The following is a 16,533-nucleotide window of genomic DNA, read 5'->3' on the forward strand; positions in this document are numbered from 1 at the left end:
TCTCCTCGATTTGTCTATTTTTTATGAGAATTAATCTATAATTAGTAGAAGTGAATATTATTTACCTTTGTCCATAAATTTTGGAAACCAATTTTCATAAGCCTGTGTAAGTTCAGTTATTGAAAGTGTGAATACATCTTTTATATCAAGTGTATCATCTTCAACTGTACCAAGCTCTATTAAGGGAATTGTATTTGTTTGTGCAAGCATTTTAAGATTATCTAGTGCATCAGGCTTGACTGCTAAAAGGTAACGTCCTTGATCTTCACCAAAAAGTTCAGCATGATGTGGTGTTTGATTACTTAATTCTACTTTGATTCCTTTATCTGCTTTAATTACCATTTCCGCAAGAGCGATGGCTAAGCCTCCATCAGAGATATCATGAGCGGCATGAACAAAACCACTATGGATAACATTACGAACAAATTCACCATGTTTTTTTTCAAGATGTAAATCGACACAAGGTGGAGCTCCTGCCTCAATATTTAAAATATTATGCATATAGACTGATTGGCCTAGATGTGATCCGCAAGAACCAACTAAAACAATAATATCTTCATTCTGCATACCATTGATCGTAGCCATTTTTGACCAATCATCAAGGAGCCCAACACCAGCTATTGTTGGTGTAGGAAGAATTGCCTTTCCATTAGTTTCATTATAAAGAGAGACATTTCCTGAAACGATTGGAAAATCAAGTATTTTGCAGGCTTCACCTATACCTTTGAGTGCTAAAACAAGCTGCCCCATAATTTCAGGTTTTTCAGGATTACCAAAATTGAGATTATCTGTAGCTGCAAGTGGTATTGCACCTGTGGTACTTATATTGCGCCAGCATTCTGCAACGGCTTGCTTTCCCCCTTCATAGGGATCAGCTTCGCAATAGCGTGGTGTTACATCAGTAGAAAAAGCAAGAGCACGTTTATCATTATTGCTTACACGAATAACACCCGCGTCACCTCCTGGTCTAACAAGACTGTTCCCTTGGATCAGGGTATCATATTGTTCATAAACCCAGCGTCGTGAGCTTTGATTCGCAGAATTCAAAAGTGTAAGAAGTACGTTACCAAGATTATCAACTTTTTCAACTTCTTCTACTTTTAGAGTAGGCTTTTTTAAGGGTTCTGTCCAAGGACGATCATAGATAGGTGCTTCATTACCCAGTTCTTTGATTGGGAGGTTTGCTACTTCTTTTTCTTGATGTAGTACACGGAAACGTAAATCATCAGTAGTCTTTCCGATAACAGAGAAATGAAGTCCCCATTTGTGAAAAATTTCTGCAGCTTGTTCTTCTAATTCTGGCTTAAGTACCATAAGCATACGCTCTTGGCTTTCAGAAAGCATCATTTCATAGGCCGTCATATTATCTTCACGAACTGGTACTTGATCAAGATTAAGTTCTATACCTAGATCTCCTTTTGCTCCCATTTCCACTGCAGAAGAAGTCAGCCCTGCCGCTCCCATATCTTGAATAGCAATAACAGCTCCTAATGCCATTAATTCTAAACAAGCTTCAAGAAGGCATTTTTCAGTAAAAGGATCACCTACTTGAACAGTTGGGCGTTTTTCATCAATTGTATTATCAAATTCGGCGGAAGCCATTGTTGCTCCCCCAACACCATCACGACCCGTTTTAGCACCAAGATAAACAACGGGAAGTCCTATACCTTGCGCTTTGGAATAAAAAATAGAATCTATTTTTGCAATACCAGCTGCAAAGGCGTTAACAAGGATATTACCATTGTAGCGTTTATCAAAATTAACTTCTCCACCAACAGTGGGTACACCAAAAGCATTACTGTAACCACCAATTCCAGAAACAACACCAGAAACAAGATGACGTGTTCGAGGATGGTCAGGAGAGCCAAATCGTAATGCATTCATAGTCGCAATAGGGCGAGCACCCATCGTAAAAACATCACGCAGAATGCCCCCAACACCTGTTGCAGCACCTTGATAAGGTTCAATATAAGAAGGGTGGTTATGACTTTCCATTTTAAAAACAACGCATTCGCCATTACCAATGTCAATGACTCCTGCATTTTCTCCAGGACCTTGAATGACACATTTCCCTTTTGTTGGTAAGGTTTTGAGCCATTTTTTCGATGACTTATAAGAACAATGCTCATTCCACATAGCAGAAAAAATTCCAAGCTCTGTAAATGTTGGTTCTCTACCAATTAACTCCAAAATACGTTGATACTCATCAGTTTTTAAGCCATGGTTTGCAATTAATTCTGGTGTAATGGCAATATCATTGCAAAGAGTCATTAGTTTTCATTCCGTTAAATTAATCAAAATTAATATTTATTACTGTCTTTAATCCAGTAATCTGGATTATTAATTTTTTTATTTTTAGATCAACAACAATGTGTATATAGAATAATATATTTTATTATGATGGGTGAGGAAACATAACTGATAAAATTTACTTTATATATTTTTGTATTACTAGCTATTCTGTATAGAAAGTTAATGCGAAAATATTTGAGAATTCCAAAAAATATTTTTTTGTGATCATAGTACTAATTCTAAAACACTTTGAAAAAGTAAGCGCCCATCAGTGCCACCATGTGCTGCTTCAATAAAGTTTTCAGGATGAGGCATCATACCAAGCACATTACCAACTTTATTGATAATGCCAGCTATATCATTTATTGAACCATTAGGGTTTTCACCTTTTGCATAGCGGAAAACAATCTGTTTGTTATCTTCCATTTGTTTCAATACATCATTATCAACAAAGTAATTACCATCATGATGAGCAACAGGGCAGCGAATAATTTGCCCTTTTTTATAAAGTCGAGAAAATTTCGTTTCAGCATTGGTTACTTCAAGTTTTACTTCACGGCAAACAAATTTCAATGAAGTGTTACGCATCAGAGCACCTGGCAATAATCCTGCTTCTAACAAAATTTGAAAACCGTTACATATTCCTATAATTGCTACACCTTGTTGTGCTTTTTCGCAAACAGCTCGTAATACTGGTGTTCTTGCTCCAATAGCACCACATCTTAAATAATCACCATAGGAAAAACCACCAGGAATAACAATCATATCCACATTGGGAATTGTTGTTTCTGTTTGCCAAATTTTTAATGGCTGAACACCTGTTATGTCATACAATGCTGCAATCATATCTTGATCACGATTTAATCCGGGTAATTGAATGATAGCAGTTTTCATGGCTAATTCACTTAAAGAAGTTCTATTGTATAATTTTCAATAACAGTATTCGCAAGCAATTGTTCACACATTTGTTCAAGTGTTTGTTTTGCAGATTCAATAGGCATATCATTAAGGATAATGTCAAAAACTTTCCCTTGGCGGATAGATTGAATATTTGTAAAGGCTAAGCTATTTAAGGCATTAACTATTGCTTCCCCTTGTGGATCGAGGACGCTGTTTTTTAAAGTAACTGTGACACGTGCCTTCATTTTTTTTCCTATTATTTAAATAACTCTTTTTTGAAGAATAGTATTTTTGTTAAGTAAGTTGAGATTGCACTATTTTTCTTTTTATTTGACTAAAACTGGACCACTAGGTCGTGGAGGTTCATTTTCATTCATGATACCAAGACGTCTTGCAACATCTTGATAGGCATCAATAAGTCCACCCATATCACGTCGAAAACGATCTTTATCAAGTTTTTCTTTTGTTTGAATATCCCATAAGCGAGAAGAATCAGGTGAAATTTCATCTGCGAGAACAACACGCATTGTTTCGCCTGTCCATAAACGACCAAATTCCACTTTAAAATCAACTAACTGGATACCGACGCCTGCAAATAAACCAGAGAGAAAATCATTAATACGAAATGAAAGCTGCATAATATCTTCTACTTCTTGTGAGGCAGCCCACCCAAGAGCAACGATATGTTCTTCTGTTACCATTGGATCATCAAGAGCATCATTTTTATAGTAAAACTCAATGATAGATTGTGGAAGAGCTGTTCCTTCTTCTAATCCTAAACGCTTAGAAAGGGAACCTGCGACGATATTACGTACAACAACCTCTAATGGGATAATCTCAACCGCTTTAATAAGTTGTTCGCGCATATTAATGCGTTTAATAAAATGTGTTGGAATTCCTAAACGACTAAGCTGAGTGAAAATATATTCTGAAATACGGTTATTTAAGACTCCTTTGCCATCGATGATTTCATGCTTTTTTGCATTAAACGCAGTTGCATCATCTTTAAAAAATTGAATATAAGTTCCTGGTTCAGGCCCTTCGTATAGGATTTTGGCCTTTCCTTCGTAAATGCGGTGGCGACGATTCATCATATTTCTCTATTCGTTTAGAGGTGTTAAATGTTGCTATAAAGGAAAACATTATCCTAATTAGTAAGAATTCTCAATGATTGCTATGATATTTACTACAGTTTTTATTATTTAAAGTATGTAAAAGAGAGTTTATAATTGACTTAGAGTTTTGCAAAGAAGTGAGAAAGAATTATTAATCCTTCTGGCCAAGGCCCATGTCCAGAATCTGCATTAATATGACCAGACTGTCCAGCATCAACGAAAAGTGCTCCCCAATCATGAGCAAGTTTTTTTGCTACTGAAAATTGGCAAAATTCATCGTTATGGCTAGCTATAACCACTGAAGGAAAAGGTAAATTTTTACGATGATATGGACCAAATGTCATTAAATGTTTGGGACGTATCTTTTCATTTTCTACATCTGGTGGAGCAACAAAGAAAGCACCACGAATTTTTTCTGGATTATGTGCAATTGCGTGAATAGCTGTTGGAACTCCTAATGAATGAGCAATAATAGCAATAGGTTTATTAGCCTGTCCAATAGCAATTTCAACAGCATTAACCCATTCTTCGCGGATAGGTTTTGACCATTGGATTTGTTGTACGCGGCGAGCCGTAGATAATTTTTGTTCCCAGCGTGTTTGCCAATGGTCAGGACCAGATCCTTTATAACCGGGGATAATAAGAATATCGAGTTGATTTGCTTTCATGAGCTTTTTTATCCAAAAACTTGTTTAAAAATTGTATCAACATGTTTAGTGTGATAAGAAAGATCAAATTTTTCACGAAGTTCTGCTTCACTTAAAATCTTTGAGATATCTTGATCTTTTAGTAATTCTTCTAAAAAATCTTTCCCTTGTTCCCAGACTTTCATTGCATTACGTTGTACAATTTGGTACGCATTTTCACGACTAGTACCAGCTTGTGTAAGTGCTAAAAGTACACGCTGTGAATAAATAAGGCCACAAAATTTATTGAGATTTTTTTTCATATTTTCTGGATAAATAATTAAGTTTTCAATTACAGATGTTAATCGGGCAAGAGCAAAATCGAGTGTAATAGTAGCATCAGGGCCAATATAACGCTCAACAGATGAATGAGAAATATCACGTTCGTGCCAAAGTGCTACATTTTCCATCGCAGGAACTACAAATGCGCGCACCATACGAGCTAATCCAGTTAAATTTTCTGTTAAAACTGGATTACGTTTGTGAGGCATTGCCGATGATCCTTTCTGACCAGAGGAAAAATATTCTTCTACTTCAAGAACTTCTGTTCGTTGCAAATGGCGTATTTCTATGGCTAATCTTTCAATAGATGAAGCGATAATACCAAGTGTTGCAAAAAACATGGCGTGACGATCACGTGGTATAACCTGAGTAGAAATAGTCTCACTATGCATACCTAATGCTTTTGCTACATATTTTTCAACACGTGGATCAATATTAGCGAAAGTTCCAACTGCTCCAGAGATAGCACAGGTAGAAATTTCTTCTCGCGCGGCGAGCAAACGTTTATGACAACGAGAAAATTCAGCGTATGCGAAAGCAAATTTGACTCCAAATGTTGTAGGTTCAGCATGAATACCATGACTACGTCCAATAGTAATTGTATCTTTATGTTCAAAAGCACGTTTTTTCAATGCAGTAAGAAGATGGTCTATATCTTGTAGAAGAATATCAGTAGCGCGCATCAATTGGACATTGAGTGTTGTATCTAATATATCTGATGACGTCATGCCCTGATGAATAAAACGAGCTTCTGGTCCAATAAACTCAGCCAAATGAGTTAAGAATGCTATAACATCATGCTTAGTAATTGCTTCAATTTCATTAATACGATTCACATCAAATTTGGCAATTGCACCTTTTTCCCAGATGGTTTTAGCTGCTTCTTTAGGAATAATACCAAGCTGGGCCATTGCATCACAAGCATGTGCTTCAATTTCAAACCAAATACGATATTTTGTTTCTGGTGACCAGATTGCTACCATTTCAGGACGAGAATAACGTGTGATCATGATTTTTCCTTATTGTGAGAGGATTGCAGCTTGGCGCAGTGCATTAATACGTGTTTTGTAAAGCTCTTTGTTACCATTTTTATAAATTGCAGAGCCTGCTACAAATACATTTGCACCTGCTTTTGCAGTTTTTCCAATTGTATCAATGGTAATACCACCATCAACTTCAAGGTCGATGGGACGATTAGCAATCATATTTTTTACTCGTTTTATTTTATCTTCCATGTCTGGAATAAAATTTTGCCCACCAAATCCAGGGTTAACTGTCATGATAAGGATGAGATCTAATTGATCTAGCAAATATTCAAGTACATGTTCTGATGTGCTTGGATTTATTGCAATGCCCGCTTTTTTACCCATTGCTTTGATCATTTGTAATGAACGATGAAGATGAGTACTTGATTCTGCATGAATAGTTATAATATCTGAACCCGCTTTTGCAAAAGATTCAAGATAAGGATCTACAGGTTTTATCATAAGGTGAACGTCAAAGACTGCTTTTGTTTGTGGACGTAAAGCTTTAACAACATCTGGCCCAAAGGTGATATTAGGAACAAAATGACCATCCATAATATCAAGGTGAATCCAATCTGCGCCAGCATCAAGAACATCTGATAGTTCTTGACCGAGTTTAGAAAAATCAGAAGCTAAGAGTGAAGGGGCGATAAGATGGGAACGGGACATTAAGATCTCCTTAGTTGATCTTTTTTAGCATGTAATTTTATATGATAAAATATACATTTTTATTGTTCGTATATGATATTAAGAGAGTAATAGTGTATAATAAAAGAAAATATTGAAATATATTCTGAAATTTTAACAGCTATATAAGTAAAAAATTATGTCTAAGCATAAAATACATTTAACATCGAAATCTCAATCAATAGTTCCTGTTTCATCTCAAGAATATCGGGATACAATGAGTCATTTTGCAGGAGCTGTGCATATTGTAACAACAGATGGTATTAAGGGTAAGCGTGGGGTGACAATTTCATCTTGTTGTTCCTTATCAGACAATCCTCCAACACTTCTTGTCTGTTTAATGCGTTATAAGACTGAAAATAAGCTGTTTATGGAAAACGGAAATTTTTGTGTCAATAGTTTAACAGGAAAACATCGTTTATTAGCCGATGTTTTTTCTGGACGCCATCGTTTCACACAAAATGAACGTTTTGCTGCAGCTGAATGGGGTATCTTGCAGACCGGTGCTCCTAGTTTATTAAATGCTTTGGCTTCGTTTGACTGTAATTTGATTTGTTGTCATGAACATCCAACACACTATATTTTAATTGGTGAAGTTGTTGCAATAAACCGGAATCAAGAAAAAGATGCTTTAATGTATTTTAATCGTGACTATCAGACCTTATCTTTGCCTTTGTAAGTGTGTTTTTTCAAATATTAGTAATTTACTTATTAGTGTATTTAATTTTCTGATTAGCTTATTCTAGGGCAAAAAATCTTTGCTAAATCATACTGATATTTAAAATATAGGCATATTTTGTCTTGCAAGATGATCAATCAGTTAAATTAGGTTGATTAACACTTTTTTGCACTTTTTCTAAAGCTTTACATGTTTTCCTTTATATATACATTTTTTTGATTGGTGAAAATCTATTGCAAAAATAGATATAGTTTTGCAACGTATTGATGATGGTATTTATAGATTTTGTGGAAGAAATAAAGATCCTAAAGTATAAAGCATTTTTGAAGTTAGACGAATTGAAGTGTGGTGTTAGCAACACAAGAATGCTACGAAAAACGAAAATAAATCTATCGTGAGGATTTAAAAAACAGCTGTTTGGGAGAGAATAAATCGATTAAATTACCATTTAAATTTTAATATAACGATAAAGAGGAAGACAATACTAACTATAAAGAAGTATCAAAATTTATGGAAGAGGATTTTCTTTCTAAAATTTATAGGCATAGAATAAATATTGATGTCTGCTGTATCCATATTAACTAGCTATCTTGTGGTGATTTGTATGAGATATTTTATGCTGTATATTTTTTAACAACATCTGATTCTACACTTGTAATATTTGATTCTATAATAGTAGCTGTTGGTCCACCGATGAGAACCAAATGTTCTGTATTGTCTCGGCGTATTAAAACAAGACGATGTGTACGATCAATAGCGACTGTACCGCATATAGCTAATCGTGGCTGAGACTTGCTGGTAGTTCTAAATTGTATTTTATTTAAGTTAGTTAAAAGCTTAATAACTATAGTGATTGCTACAATTATTATTATGAGATACAAAAAGTTGATCATCACTTGTGTTATCGGCACGTTTATATAATCTGATAACCAACCTTTCATATTATCCCTCCTAAATATTAATAATAGATCTGTTATTTTTATTTATAATATTACAAAAATTTAGACTTTAAAAATTACAGTGTGAAACATAGTATTTTTATATCAATAATTTATAGAGACCGTAAAGGCAATTTGTGACATAAAAATAGTCATAATTGAGGAAAAAATGGATAAAAATTTTGAAAGTATTAATAAATTATTGTCTACTTTCGTACGCTGGGAAGTTACAATTGGAGTTACTATTTTTACAATAATTTTTTTATTCATTATTGGATTAATAGGTTTTTTTTATCCGCAAAGCTATGTCTATAAGACTGCTTTGATATTTCTTTTTGTTTTAGCAATAATAGGTATTATAGCACTTTTTTTATTAGGGGTGAACATTTTCAAATGTAGTGTTATGCAATTACATAAAGATTTAGATTTTAACATTTTTAATGAGATAGATGATGTAATTATAGTCTCTGATTTATCTGGTTTTGTTTATTACTCCAATCAAAGTTATCAAAAAATTTTTACTTATAAGCCTGAAGTTTCTTGTTATGTCGTTATTTCTGATCTTCCAAATACTAGTGCACTCTTATACCGCTTAAAAGTAGCAATATTAGCTGGTTCTGCAGCCCAAGAGGTCTTGAGAACAGATCGATCGATTTTTATTAATTCACAACAGAAAGATGTTATTTGGTATAATATTTCTATTCATCCTACGGTTCATAGGGGAAAAAAGCTTTTATTTTGGCGTATTACAGATGTTTCTCATTTGCAGCAATATCATCAGTATAATGAAACCTTTTTCTTAAATTCACAGGAAGTTATTGGTCATTTAGATGAATCTCCTATTGGATTTTTATCTGTGAATACACAAGGAATAGTTATCTATTTGAATACTGTTTTTGCTAAATGGTTTTTAATCGATTTAACGAATTTTACTGTTGGTCAATATAGTTTTGATCAATTATTTCATTCTGTTAGAAATAATAGCACATGGAGTGATATTCGTCGAAACAATAATAAATACCAAAATTTAAATGGCACGATACCCTATACGTTCTCTTTATATTCTATTTCTGAAACTGGTAATAAAAGAATATTGAATTGTTTTATGTATGCTTCTTCTCTTGTAGAGGATGAGGCTATTTATCGGATTATTATGATACCACAGCAGATAGAAGAGAATGAAAGTAATAACCAATCAAAATTGCCAAGTATATTAACCAAATATTTTAATGTAAGCCCTTTTGCAATAGCAGTCGTTACTCAAAAAGGACAATTTATATACGTCAATAATGCTTTTCTGTTACTTACGGGGAAATCTAGTAAAGTCGTTAGTCTTTATGATATTATATCTCCCTGTGATCATGTTCAATTAGAGCGTGTATTTCAGCAGATTACAGCAAATAGAAACAATTCAATTCCAATAGAAACGGTATTAGAAGGTGATCAAAAACGCTATTTGCGTCTTTATACTATGCTTGTAACATTAGAATATGATAATGCATTACAAGATTTGGTCATTGTATCTGGAACAGAAATAACAGAACAAAAAATATTTGAAGATAAAATGATACAAAGCCAAAAAATGCAAGCTGTTGGACAGTTAGCTGGTGGTATTGCTCATGATTTTAATAATGTTTTAACAGCAATTTTAATGTCATGTGATTTTCTTTTAAATACACATCGCAGTTCTGATCCTGCATACGCTGATCTTATCAACATCAAAAATAATGCTAACCGTGCAGCTGCACTTGTACAACAATTATTAGCTTTTTCCAGAAAGCAAACGCTTCGACCTCAAAAAGTTGATTTTACAGAGCTTTTATCAGATATACGTAATCTTATTTTACCTCTTTTAGGGAATAATATTCAATTAAAAATCATTCATGGAAAAGATCTATGGGATGTCAAAGTTGATCAAGCATCTTTTCAACGCGTTATTATGAATTTAGTTATCAATGCACGCGATGCCATGCTTGATGGAGGAATAGTAACAATTACGACAAATAATATTACAAAACAGCAAAGTGCAGAATTTGATTATGCTGGTTTTGTTGTTGATGAATATGTGCAGTTGACTATTTCAGATACAGGAACTGGTATACCTGCTGTTATACAAGAAAAAATGTTTGAACCATTTTTTACGACAAAAGAAGTTGGTAAAGGCACAGGGCTTGGTTTATCAATGGTTTACGGTATTATCAAACAGACAGGGGGATATATTTACTGTGATAGCCAAGAAGGAGAAGGCACAACATTTCATATTTTTCTACCACGTTATATTTCTGATATGGGTAGAGAGATTTCTCAACAGATTGAAAAAGTAGAAGAACAGGAAAAAAATGCAGATTTGACAGGTTCTGCCACTGTTTTATTAGTTGAAGATGAATATTCTGTCAGAATGAGTAGTGTAAGAGCTCTTCAAATGAGAGGATATACAGTTTTAGAAGCTGCAAGCGGAGTGGAAGCGCTTGCTATACTTGAAAAAAATAAAGGTGCTGTTGATATTATTGTTTCTGATGTAGTTATGCCAGAGATGGATGGACCTACTTTACTCATAGAAGCACGTAAAAATTATCCTGATATAAAAATCATTTTTGTTTCTGGATATACAAAAGATGCTTTTACTAAAAATCTTCCAGAAGATACTGTTTTTGGGTTTTTATCTAAACCATTCACACTTAAACAGTTAGCGCTAGCAGTTAAAGAAACATTGGCACAATAGAATACACATTTTTAGCTTTTAAAGCCATAAAACTTCAACATTTCTAATGTGTTAGAGCTTAAATAACAAAGATATTTCAGTAACTATATTATTAATTTTTTTATTTCAAGCTATACATTTAAATCAAATAAAACAAAAAATATTGAAATTGAGTAAATGTTGCATGTGTTCCTATTTCAGATATTCTTTTAGCAGTTTTATATTTTTATCTTAAGATTCTTGATAGAAAATTTTAGTTTAAAAAGAAAAAAGCTGTTGTTGGTAATCTGTTGTTTTATTATTTCCTTGAATAAATGCTTTTAAGGCTTCTGGATAGAGTTTATGTTCAGCTTTCAAAACTCTCTCTGCTAAACTTTCTATAGTATCATTAGGGTGTATTGGAACTGCAGCTTGAGCCAGAATTTTTCCTGCATCCATTTCTTCTGTAACTAGATGAACAGTACAACCAGTAATTTTCACTCCTGCTGCTAAAGCTTTTTCATGGGTATTTAAGCCTTTAAATAAAGGAAGAAGAGAGGGATGGATGTTAAGTATTCGCTCTTTATAAAGTTTGATAAAATATGATGAGACAAGCTGCATATAACCAGCAAAACAGATCAGGTCTGGTTGATATTGAGATAAAATAGTGAGGATGGCTTCTTCATGTGTTTTTTTCGTTGAATAATTTTTGCGATCAACGACGTGAATAGGTATATTATTATCATGTGCCTTTTTAATGCCAGAAGCTTGAGGATTATTACAAATAACTGCAACGATTTTAGCAGGATATTCTGTTTGTTGGCTAGCCTTAATAAGCGAAACCATATTAGATCCGTTACCGGAAATAAAAACAATTATTTGTTTTTTCATAAATTAAGTTTACCTTTATAAGTAACTTTTTTATTTTGATATTTTGTTAAAATACCAAGTGGAGTAATGGTTTCCCCTTGAGCTTCAAGTGCTTTCGTAACAGTTGTAGCTGAATTTTGTGCTACAATAACAATCATGCCAATACCACAATTAAAAGTCCGAAGCATTTCTGTTTCTTCTATTTTACCTTGTTGGGCAATCCATAAGAATACTGGTGTAATAGGAATTGCAGAGAGGTTAATTTCAGCGCAAAGAGAAGATGGTAGAACACGCGGAATGTTTTCAGGAAACCCACCTCCTGTAATATGTGCGAGAGCTTTAATTCCTTTGTTATTCCGTATAACTGGCAGAAGAGATTTTACATAAATACGAGTTGGTATTAGAAGTGCTTCACCAAGAGTTATTTCAGGATTAAAAGGGGCAGGGGAATTCCATTTTAGATTATTTTGTTTAATAATTTGTCTTATGAGAGAGAAGCCATTTGAATGTACTCCAGATGAGCTAAGACCTAAGATGATATCTCCTTCTGCAAGGTCTTTTGAAGGTAACAATGAATTTCGTTCAGTCGCTCCTACGGCAAAACCTGCTAGGTCATAATCTCCTTTTGCATACATACCAGGCATTTCTGCAGTTTCTCCTCCGATAAGAGCAGCTCCTGCTTGTTGACATCCTGCTGCGATACCAGAAACAATTTCTATTCCTTGTTTTGCATCCAGTTTTCCAGTCGCAAAATAATCTAGGAAAAATAGAGGCTCTGCACCTTGTACAATTAAATCATTAACGCACATGGCTACGAGATCAATGCCAACAGTATTATGAATACCTGTTTCAATAGCAATTTTTAGTTTTGTGCCTACACCATCATTAGACGCTACGAGAATGGGATCTATAAAACCTGCTGCTTTTAAATCAAATAGACCACCAAAGCCACCAATCTTTGTATCTGCGCCTATTCGTTTTGTTGAGTGCACATAAGGCTTAATTTTTTCTACCATTGTATTGGCTATGTTAATATCAACGCCACTATCTGCATAGGTAAGACTCTTATTAGTTTTTTTATTGACTAGTTGTTGATTGCTCATTCGAGTTTTCCTTATAGGAAATCAGATTTTGATATTTATATAATGCCATGATAAAGTTATCTCTGCAAGAGTTATTGGATTTATTATTTAAAATACAATTATTGTTTACTTGACTCAAGCAAAAGAAATTCCATAATCTTTTAAGAGAATTTCAATGATATTTATTAAATGGATATCAATTAGTTAAAAGAACTCTTCACTGCCAATGAATAAGAAAATGAATAAAAAAAACAAGTCTCATGACTATTATACGGCTTATATACCTGCTTATGCCCAAGTACCATTACCAAATAGTATGAAAAAGCAAATTTTTTTCTGGCTAGGTACATTGATTTTTTTCATTGTTTTTATGTTTATTTTGGGATCAATTTTATTTCCTTTTATAGCAGGGATTGTATTAGCTTATTTTCTTAATCCAATTGTACAAATATTTGAAAAAATTGGAATTCATCGTGTTTTTGGCACTATACTAATTACTTTGTTTATTATTATTATTTTTGTGGTTTCTTTAATAATTTTGATTCCTATTATTAGTGGACAAATACAACAATTTATAAGCAATGGTTTACCGATTTATGTCAATCGTATTCAAACTTTTTTTGTTGAGCATAATTTTAGTTGGGTAAGGCGTTATTTTGATAGTGATCCGAATGAGTTACATACTAATATTAAAGTGCTTTTAGGACAAAGCTCCGACTTTATTACATCTCTATTGAATTCGCTTTTGAAGTCAGGAAAATCTATTGTTAATATTATTAGTCTATTTGTAGTAACGCCAGTAGTAACATTTTATATTTTATTAGATTGGCCACATATGGTTGAGGTCGTTGATTCTTGGATACCACGCAGTCATCTTACAACTGTCCGCAGTCTTTTTCATGAAATGGATAGAGCTGTTGCAGGCTTTGTACGGGGACAAGGAACTGTTTGTTTAATTCTGGCAGGATATTATGCTATTGGCTTAACTATTACAGGACTGAATTTTGCTCTTTTAATTGGTATGTTTGTTGGTCTCATAAGTTTTATTCCTTACATTGGTACAATGATTGGTTTTATATTATCTATTGGTGTTGCATGGGTTCAATTTTATCCAGATAATTGGGGCTGGGTTATTATTGTAATGATAGTTTTTTTTATTGGGCAATTTATTGAAGGTTATATTTTGCAACCGAAGCTTGTTGGTTCATCAGTTGGCCTTCATCCAGTTTGGTTGATGTTTGCACTTTTTGCTTTTGGTTCATTATTTGGCTTTACAGGTATGCTTGTTGCTGTTCCTGCAGCTGCTATTATTGGCGTTCTTGTTCGTTTTGTTCTTCATATTTATCTGAATTCTCAGATGTATGCTCAAAATGAGAATTTGGAGTCAATAGAATGAATAAGTATGAAACGCAGTTACCATTGGATTTTTCTCATAAATCAGTTTTTCAATTTGATGATTTGGTAATGACAGATAGCAATCGCATGGCTTTTCAATTGATTAATCATTGGCCAAATTGGGTGCCTCCTATTGCGGTCTTAATCGGGGATAAAGGATCTGGTAAGACGCATTTTTCTAGTGTATGGGCTCAAAAAGCTAATGCCTTAAATGTTTGTCATGATGAAATTGATCAGGTTATCGCCATGGCTTCTTCAGGTAAATCATTTTTAATTGAGGATGTTGATTCAGGTGAAATCAGTGAAACTGGTCTTTTTCATTTGATTAATAGCATTAAACAAGCAAATCTCGGAATAAATCAAGCTACTTTATTGATGACTGCACGTACATTACCATCTACATGGAATTTGCAATTGGATGATTTGAAAAGTCGCCTTAACTCAGTGATGCTCGTTGTATTAAAGCAACCTGATGATGCATTATTAACGGCTATTGCTTTTAAGCTATTTTCTGATCGGCAAATTACAGTTCATCCGAGTGTTATTCACTATCTTATAAACCATTGTGAGCGTTCTTTATTCTCATTAAAGCGTGTTATTGATTCTGTTGATCGATTAGCTTTACAAAGAAAAAGTAAAGTAACACGCTCTATTATTAGCGAAGTTATTAATATGCAAATTCAGTAAATAATTTTTGATATATTCTAATGCTTTTTTAGCTTAATATTCTCTATGGGAAAGAAAAATGCCCCTTCATTTTTTTAGCTATAATGTTTGTTTTTCAAGCAATAATTTCATTTGTAGTTTTTAGTGTGGTTATATTTCCTAATTTTTTAGCAAATAATAAAAATTTAGAGGCCTAATATTAGTAGGCTATTTTTATTTTATTCTATAAACAACATACTTATTTAAATAAGTCATTAAAATAAAAAATAACTCATCTAAAATAAGCAGTTTTTCAATTTTTTATGTATATTATCTTTTGCAATCATTATAACAGTCGGTTATTGCTATAATGAATTATTATTCAGTTTGTTGAAAATCTATGTTAAGAATATTTTTATTCTGCCTGCTATGGGTTTTATTTTTATAGAGTGTTTTTTGATTTCTATAGTTTATTATTTAATAAAAAAGTGTTTAAAAGAATTATTATATGTTAAGGAATAGAAAAATTAAAAAAGTGTGTTTTGCTCTTGCACTTCTGCTATAAAAATTTTAGGGAAGGTAAATTAAATATAAATGACGGAGCGTAGCGCAGTCTGGTAGCGCACCTGATTTGGGATCAGGGGGTCGTAGGTTCGAATCCTATCGCTCCGACCATTCTTATTCGATTAAGGATAATATTACAAATTGGATGGTATGCAGTAAAGTTATTATTTAGCTATTGCTTTATCTAAGGGAAAAAGAAGATCTATGGTTGCACGTATTTATAGTCCTGCAAAAACACCAATGCAATCAGGCAAAGCAAATACTGGTTTTTGGATTCTTCAATATGAGCCAGTACAGGCAAAAATGATTGAACCTCTTATGGGTTATACAGCGACCTCTGATATAAATAGTCAGATAAAAATTCGGTTTCAAACAAAAGAAGAAGCAATAAATTTTGCTATAAAAAATGCTATTCCTTATCGTGTAGAAAATTTGCATAAAGCTTTACGACGCGCTATTTCTTATTCTGATAATTTTCATAGTAGTCGACAACAGCCTTGGACACATTAACGAGGATGTTGCTTAATTAAGATGTTTCTTGTTTGGTCCCGTAGCTCAGTTGGATAGAGCAACGGCCTTCTAAGCCGCAGGTCACAGGTTCGAATCCTGTCGGGATCGCCAAATATCAATAAAATCAATAAGTTATATAAAGGTAAGGGAATTTTATAGTTATTGATTTTATTATGTTTTTTC

General features: G+C 33.4%; 15 protein-coding genes and 2 tRNA genes. 7 read left to right on the top strand and 10 right to left on the bottom strand.

The window, feature by feature from the left end:
* Positions 1-57: 57 nt before the first annotated feature.
* The 7 genes from purL to rpe all read right to left on the bottom strand — a co-directional run bounded on the left by purL (position 58) and on the right by rpe (position 6,969).
* The gene (gene purL, locus O99_RS00930) at positions 58-2,271 is read right to left on the bottom strand and encodes a phosphoribosylformylglycinamidine synthase subunit PurL (RefSeq protein ID WP_035005742.1); all 2,214 of its coding nucleotides are present in this window, start codon (positions 2,269-2,271) and stop codon (positions 58-60) included.
* Positions 2,272-2,517: 246 nt separating this feature from the next.
* On the bottom strand, positions 2,518-3,186 hold the full coding sequence (gene purQ / locus O99_RS00935) for a phosphoribosylformylglycinamidine synthase subunit PurQ (protein ID WP_035005744.1): 669 nt from the start codon (positions 3,184-3,186) through the stop codon (positions 2,518-2,520).
* Positions 3,187-3,197: 11 nt separating this feature from the next.
* Complete coding sequence (purS, locus tag O99_RS00940; protein ID WP_035005745.1) at positions 3,198-3,437, bottom strand: phosphoribosylformylglycinamidine synthase subunit PurS; 240 nt, start codon at positions 3,435-3,437, stop codon at positions 3,198-3,200.
* 81 nt (positions 3,438-3,518) lie between these two features.
* Positions 3,519-4,283 (bottom strand): phosphoribosylaminoimidazolesuccinocarboxamide synthase, encoded by a 765-nt coding sequence (purC, locus tag O99_RS00945; RefSeq protein ID WP_035005747.1) that lies wholly within the window; start codon positions 4,281-4,283, stop codon positions 3,519-3,521.
* 143 nt (positions 4,284-4,426) lie between these two features.
* Positions 4,427-4,975: an RBBP9/YdeN family alpha/beta hydrolase gene (locus tag O99_RS00950; protein WP_035005748.1), complete on the bottom strand. Its 549-nt coding sequence runs from the start codon at positions 4,973-4,975 to the stop codon at positions 4,427-4,429.
* A gap of 8 nt (positions 4,976-4,983) precedes the next feature.
* Positions 4,984-6,285, bottom strand: coding sequence for an adenylosuccinate lyase (gene purB / locus O99_RS00955; RefSeq protein WP_035005750.1), 1,302 nt, complete (start codon positions 6,283-6,285; stop codon positions 4,984-4,986).
* 9 nt (positions 6,286-6,294) lie between these two features.
* Positions 6,295-6,969, bottom strand: a complete 675-nt coding sequence (gene rpe, locus O99_RS00960; protein ID WP_035005751.1) for a ribulose-phosphate 3-epimerase — start codon at positions 6,967-6,969, stop codon at positions 6,295-6,297.
* A 157-nt stretch (positions 6,970-7,126) separates the two neighbouring features.
* Between rpe and O99_RS00965 the strand changes: the two genes are divergently transcribed.
* Positions 7,127-7,666, top strand: coding sequence for a flavin reductase (locus tag O99_RS00965; RefSeq protein WP_035005753.1), 540 nt, complete (start codon positions 7,127-7,129; stop codon positions 7,664-7,666).
* Positions 7,667-8,280: 614 nt separating this feature from the next.
* Here O99_RS00965 and O99_RS00970 read toward each other — a convergent pair.
* On the bottom strand, positions 8,281-8,559 hold the full coding sequence (locus O99_RS00970) for a flagellar biosynthetic protein FliO (protein WP_167884992.1): 279 nt from the start codon (positions 8,557-8,559) through the stop codon (positions 8,281-8,283).
* A gap of 214 nt (positions 8,560-8,773) precedes the next feature.
* Here O99_RS00970 and O99_RS00975 point away from each other — a divergent pair, with 214 nt between their 5' ends.
* Positions 8,774-11,326 (top strand): hybrid sensor histidine kinase/response regulator, encoded by a 2,553-nt coding sequence (locus O99_RS00975; RefSeq protein WP_035005754.1) that lies wholly within the window; start codon positions 8,774-8,776, stop codon positions 11,324-11,326.
* A 237-nt stretch (positions 11,327-11,563) separates the two neighbouring features.
* Here O99_RS00975 and purN read toward each other — a convergent pair whose 3' ends face one another.
* Both purN and purM read right to left on the bottom strand, forming a co-directional pair.
* Entirely contained in the window at positions 11,564-12,175 is a 612-nt protein-coding gene (gene purN / locus O99_RS00980) for a phosphoribosylglycinamide formyltransferase (protein WP_035005756.1), read from the bottom strand.
* Positions 12,172-13,257 carry a phosphoribosylformylglycinamidine cyclo-ligase gene (purM, locus tag O99_RS00985; protein WP_035005757.1) on the bottom strand — a complete coding sequence of 362 codons (1,086 nt, stop codon included), beginning with the start codon at positions 13,255-13,257 and terminating at the stop codon, positions 12,172-12,174. The genes purN and purM overlap by 4 nt, the downstream gene beginning before the upstream one ends.
* Positions 13,258-13,474: 217 nt before the next feature.
* Here purM and O99_RS00990 point away from each other — a divergent pair, with 217 nt between their 5' ends.
* The 5 genes from O99_RS00990 (at position 13,475) to O99_RS01010 (ending at position 16,461) form a co-directional block, all read left to right on the top strand.
* Positions 13,475-14,632: an AI-2E family transporter gene (locus O99_RS00990; protein ID WP_174377790.1), complete on the top strand. Its 1,158-nt coding sequence runs from the start codon at positions 13,475-13,477 to the stop codon at positions 14,630-14,632.
* On the top strand, positions 14,629-15,318 hold the full coding sequence (gene hdaA / locus O99_RS00995) for a DnaA regulatory inactivator HdaA (RefSeq protein WP_035005761.1): 690 nt from the start codon (positions 14,629-14,631) through the stop codon (positions 15,316-15,318). Before O99_RS00990 ends, hdaA begins: the two co-directional genes overlap by 4 nt.
* A gap of 556 nt (positions 15,319-15,874) precedes the next feature.
* Positions 15,875-15,951 (top strand) — tRNA-Pro (locus O99_RS01000).
* 93 nt (positions 15,952-16,044) lie between these two features.
* Positions 16,045-16,350, top strand: a complete 306-nt coding sequence (locus O99_RS01005) for an ETC complex I subunit (protein ID WP_035005762.1) — start codon at positions 16,045-16,047, stop codon at positions 16,348-16,350.
* 34 nt (positions 16,351-16,384) lie between these two features.
* A tRNA-Arg gene (locus O99_RS01010) sits at positions 16,385-16,461 on the top strand.
* The last annotated feature ends 72 nt before the right edge of the window (positions 16,462-16,533 follow it).

The sequence above is a fragment of the Bartonella rochalimae ATCC BAA-1498 genome, assembly GCF_000706645.1.
Classification (GTDB): Bacteria; Pseudomonadota; Alphaproteobacteria; order Rhizobiales; family Rhizobiaceae; genus Bartonella; species Bartonella rochalimae.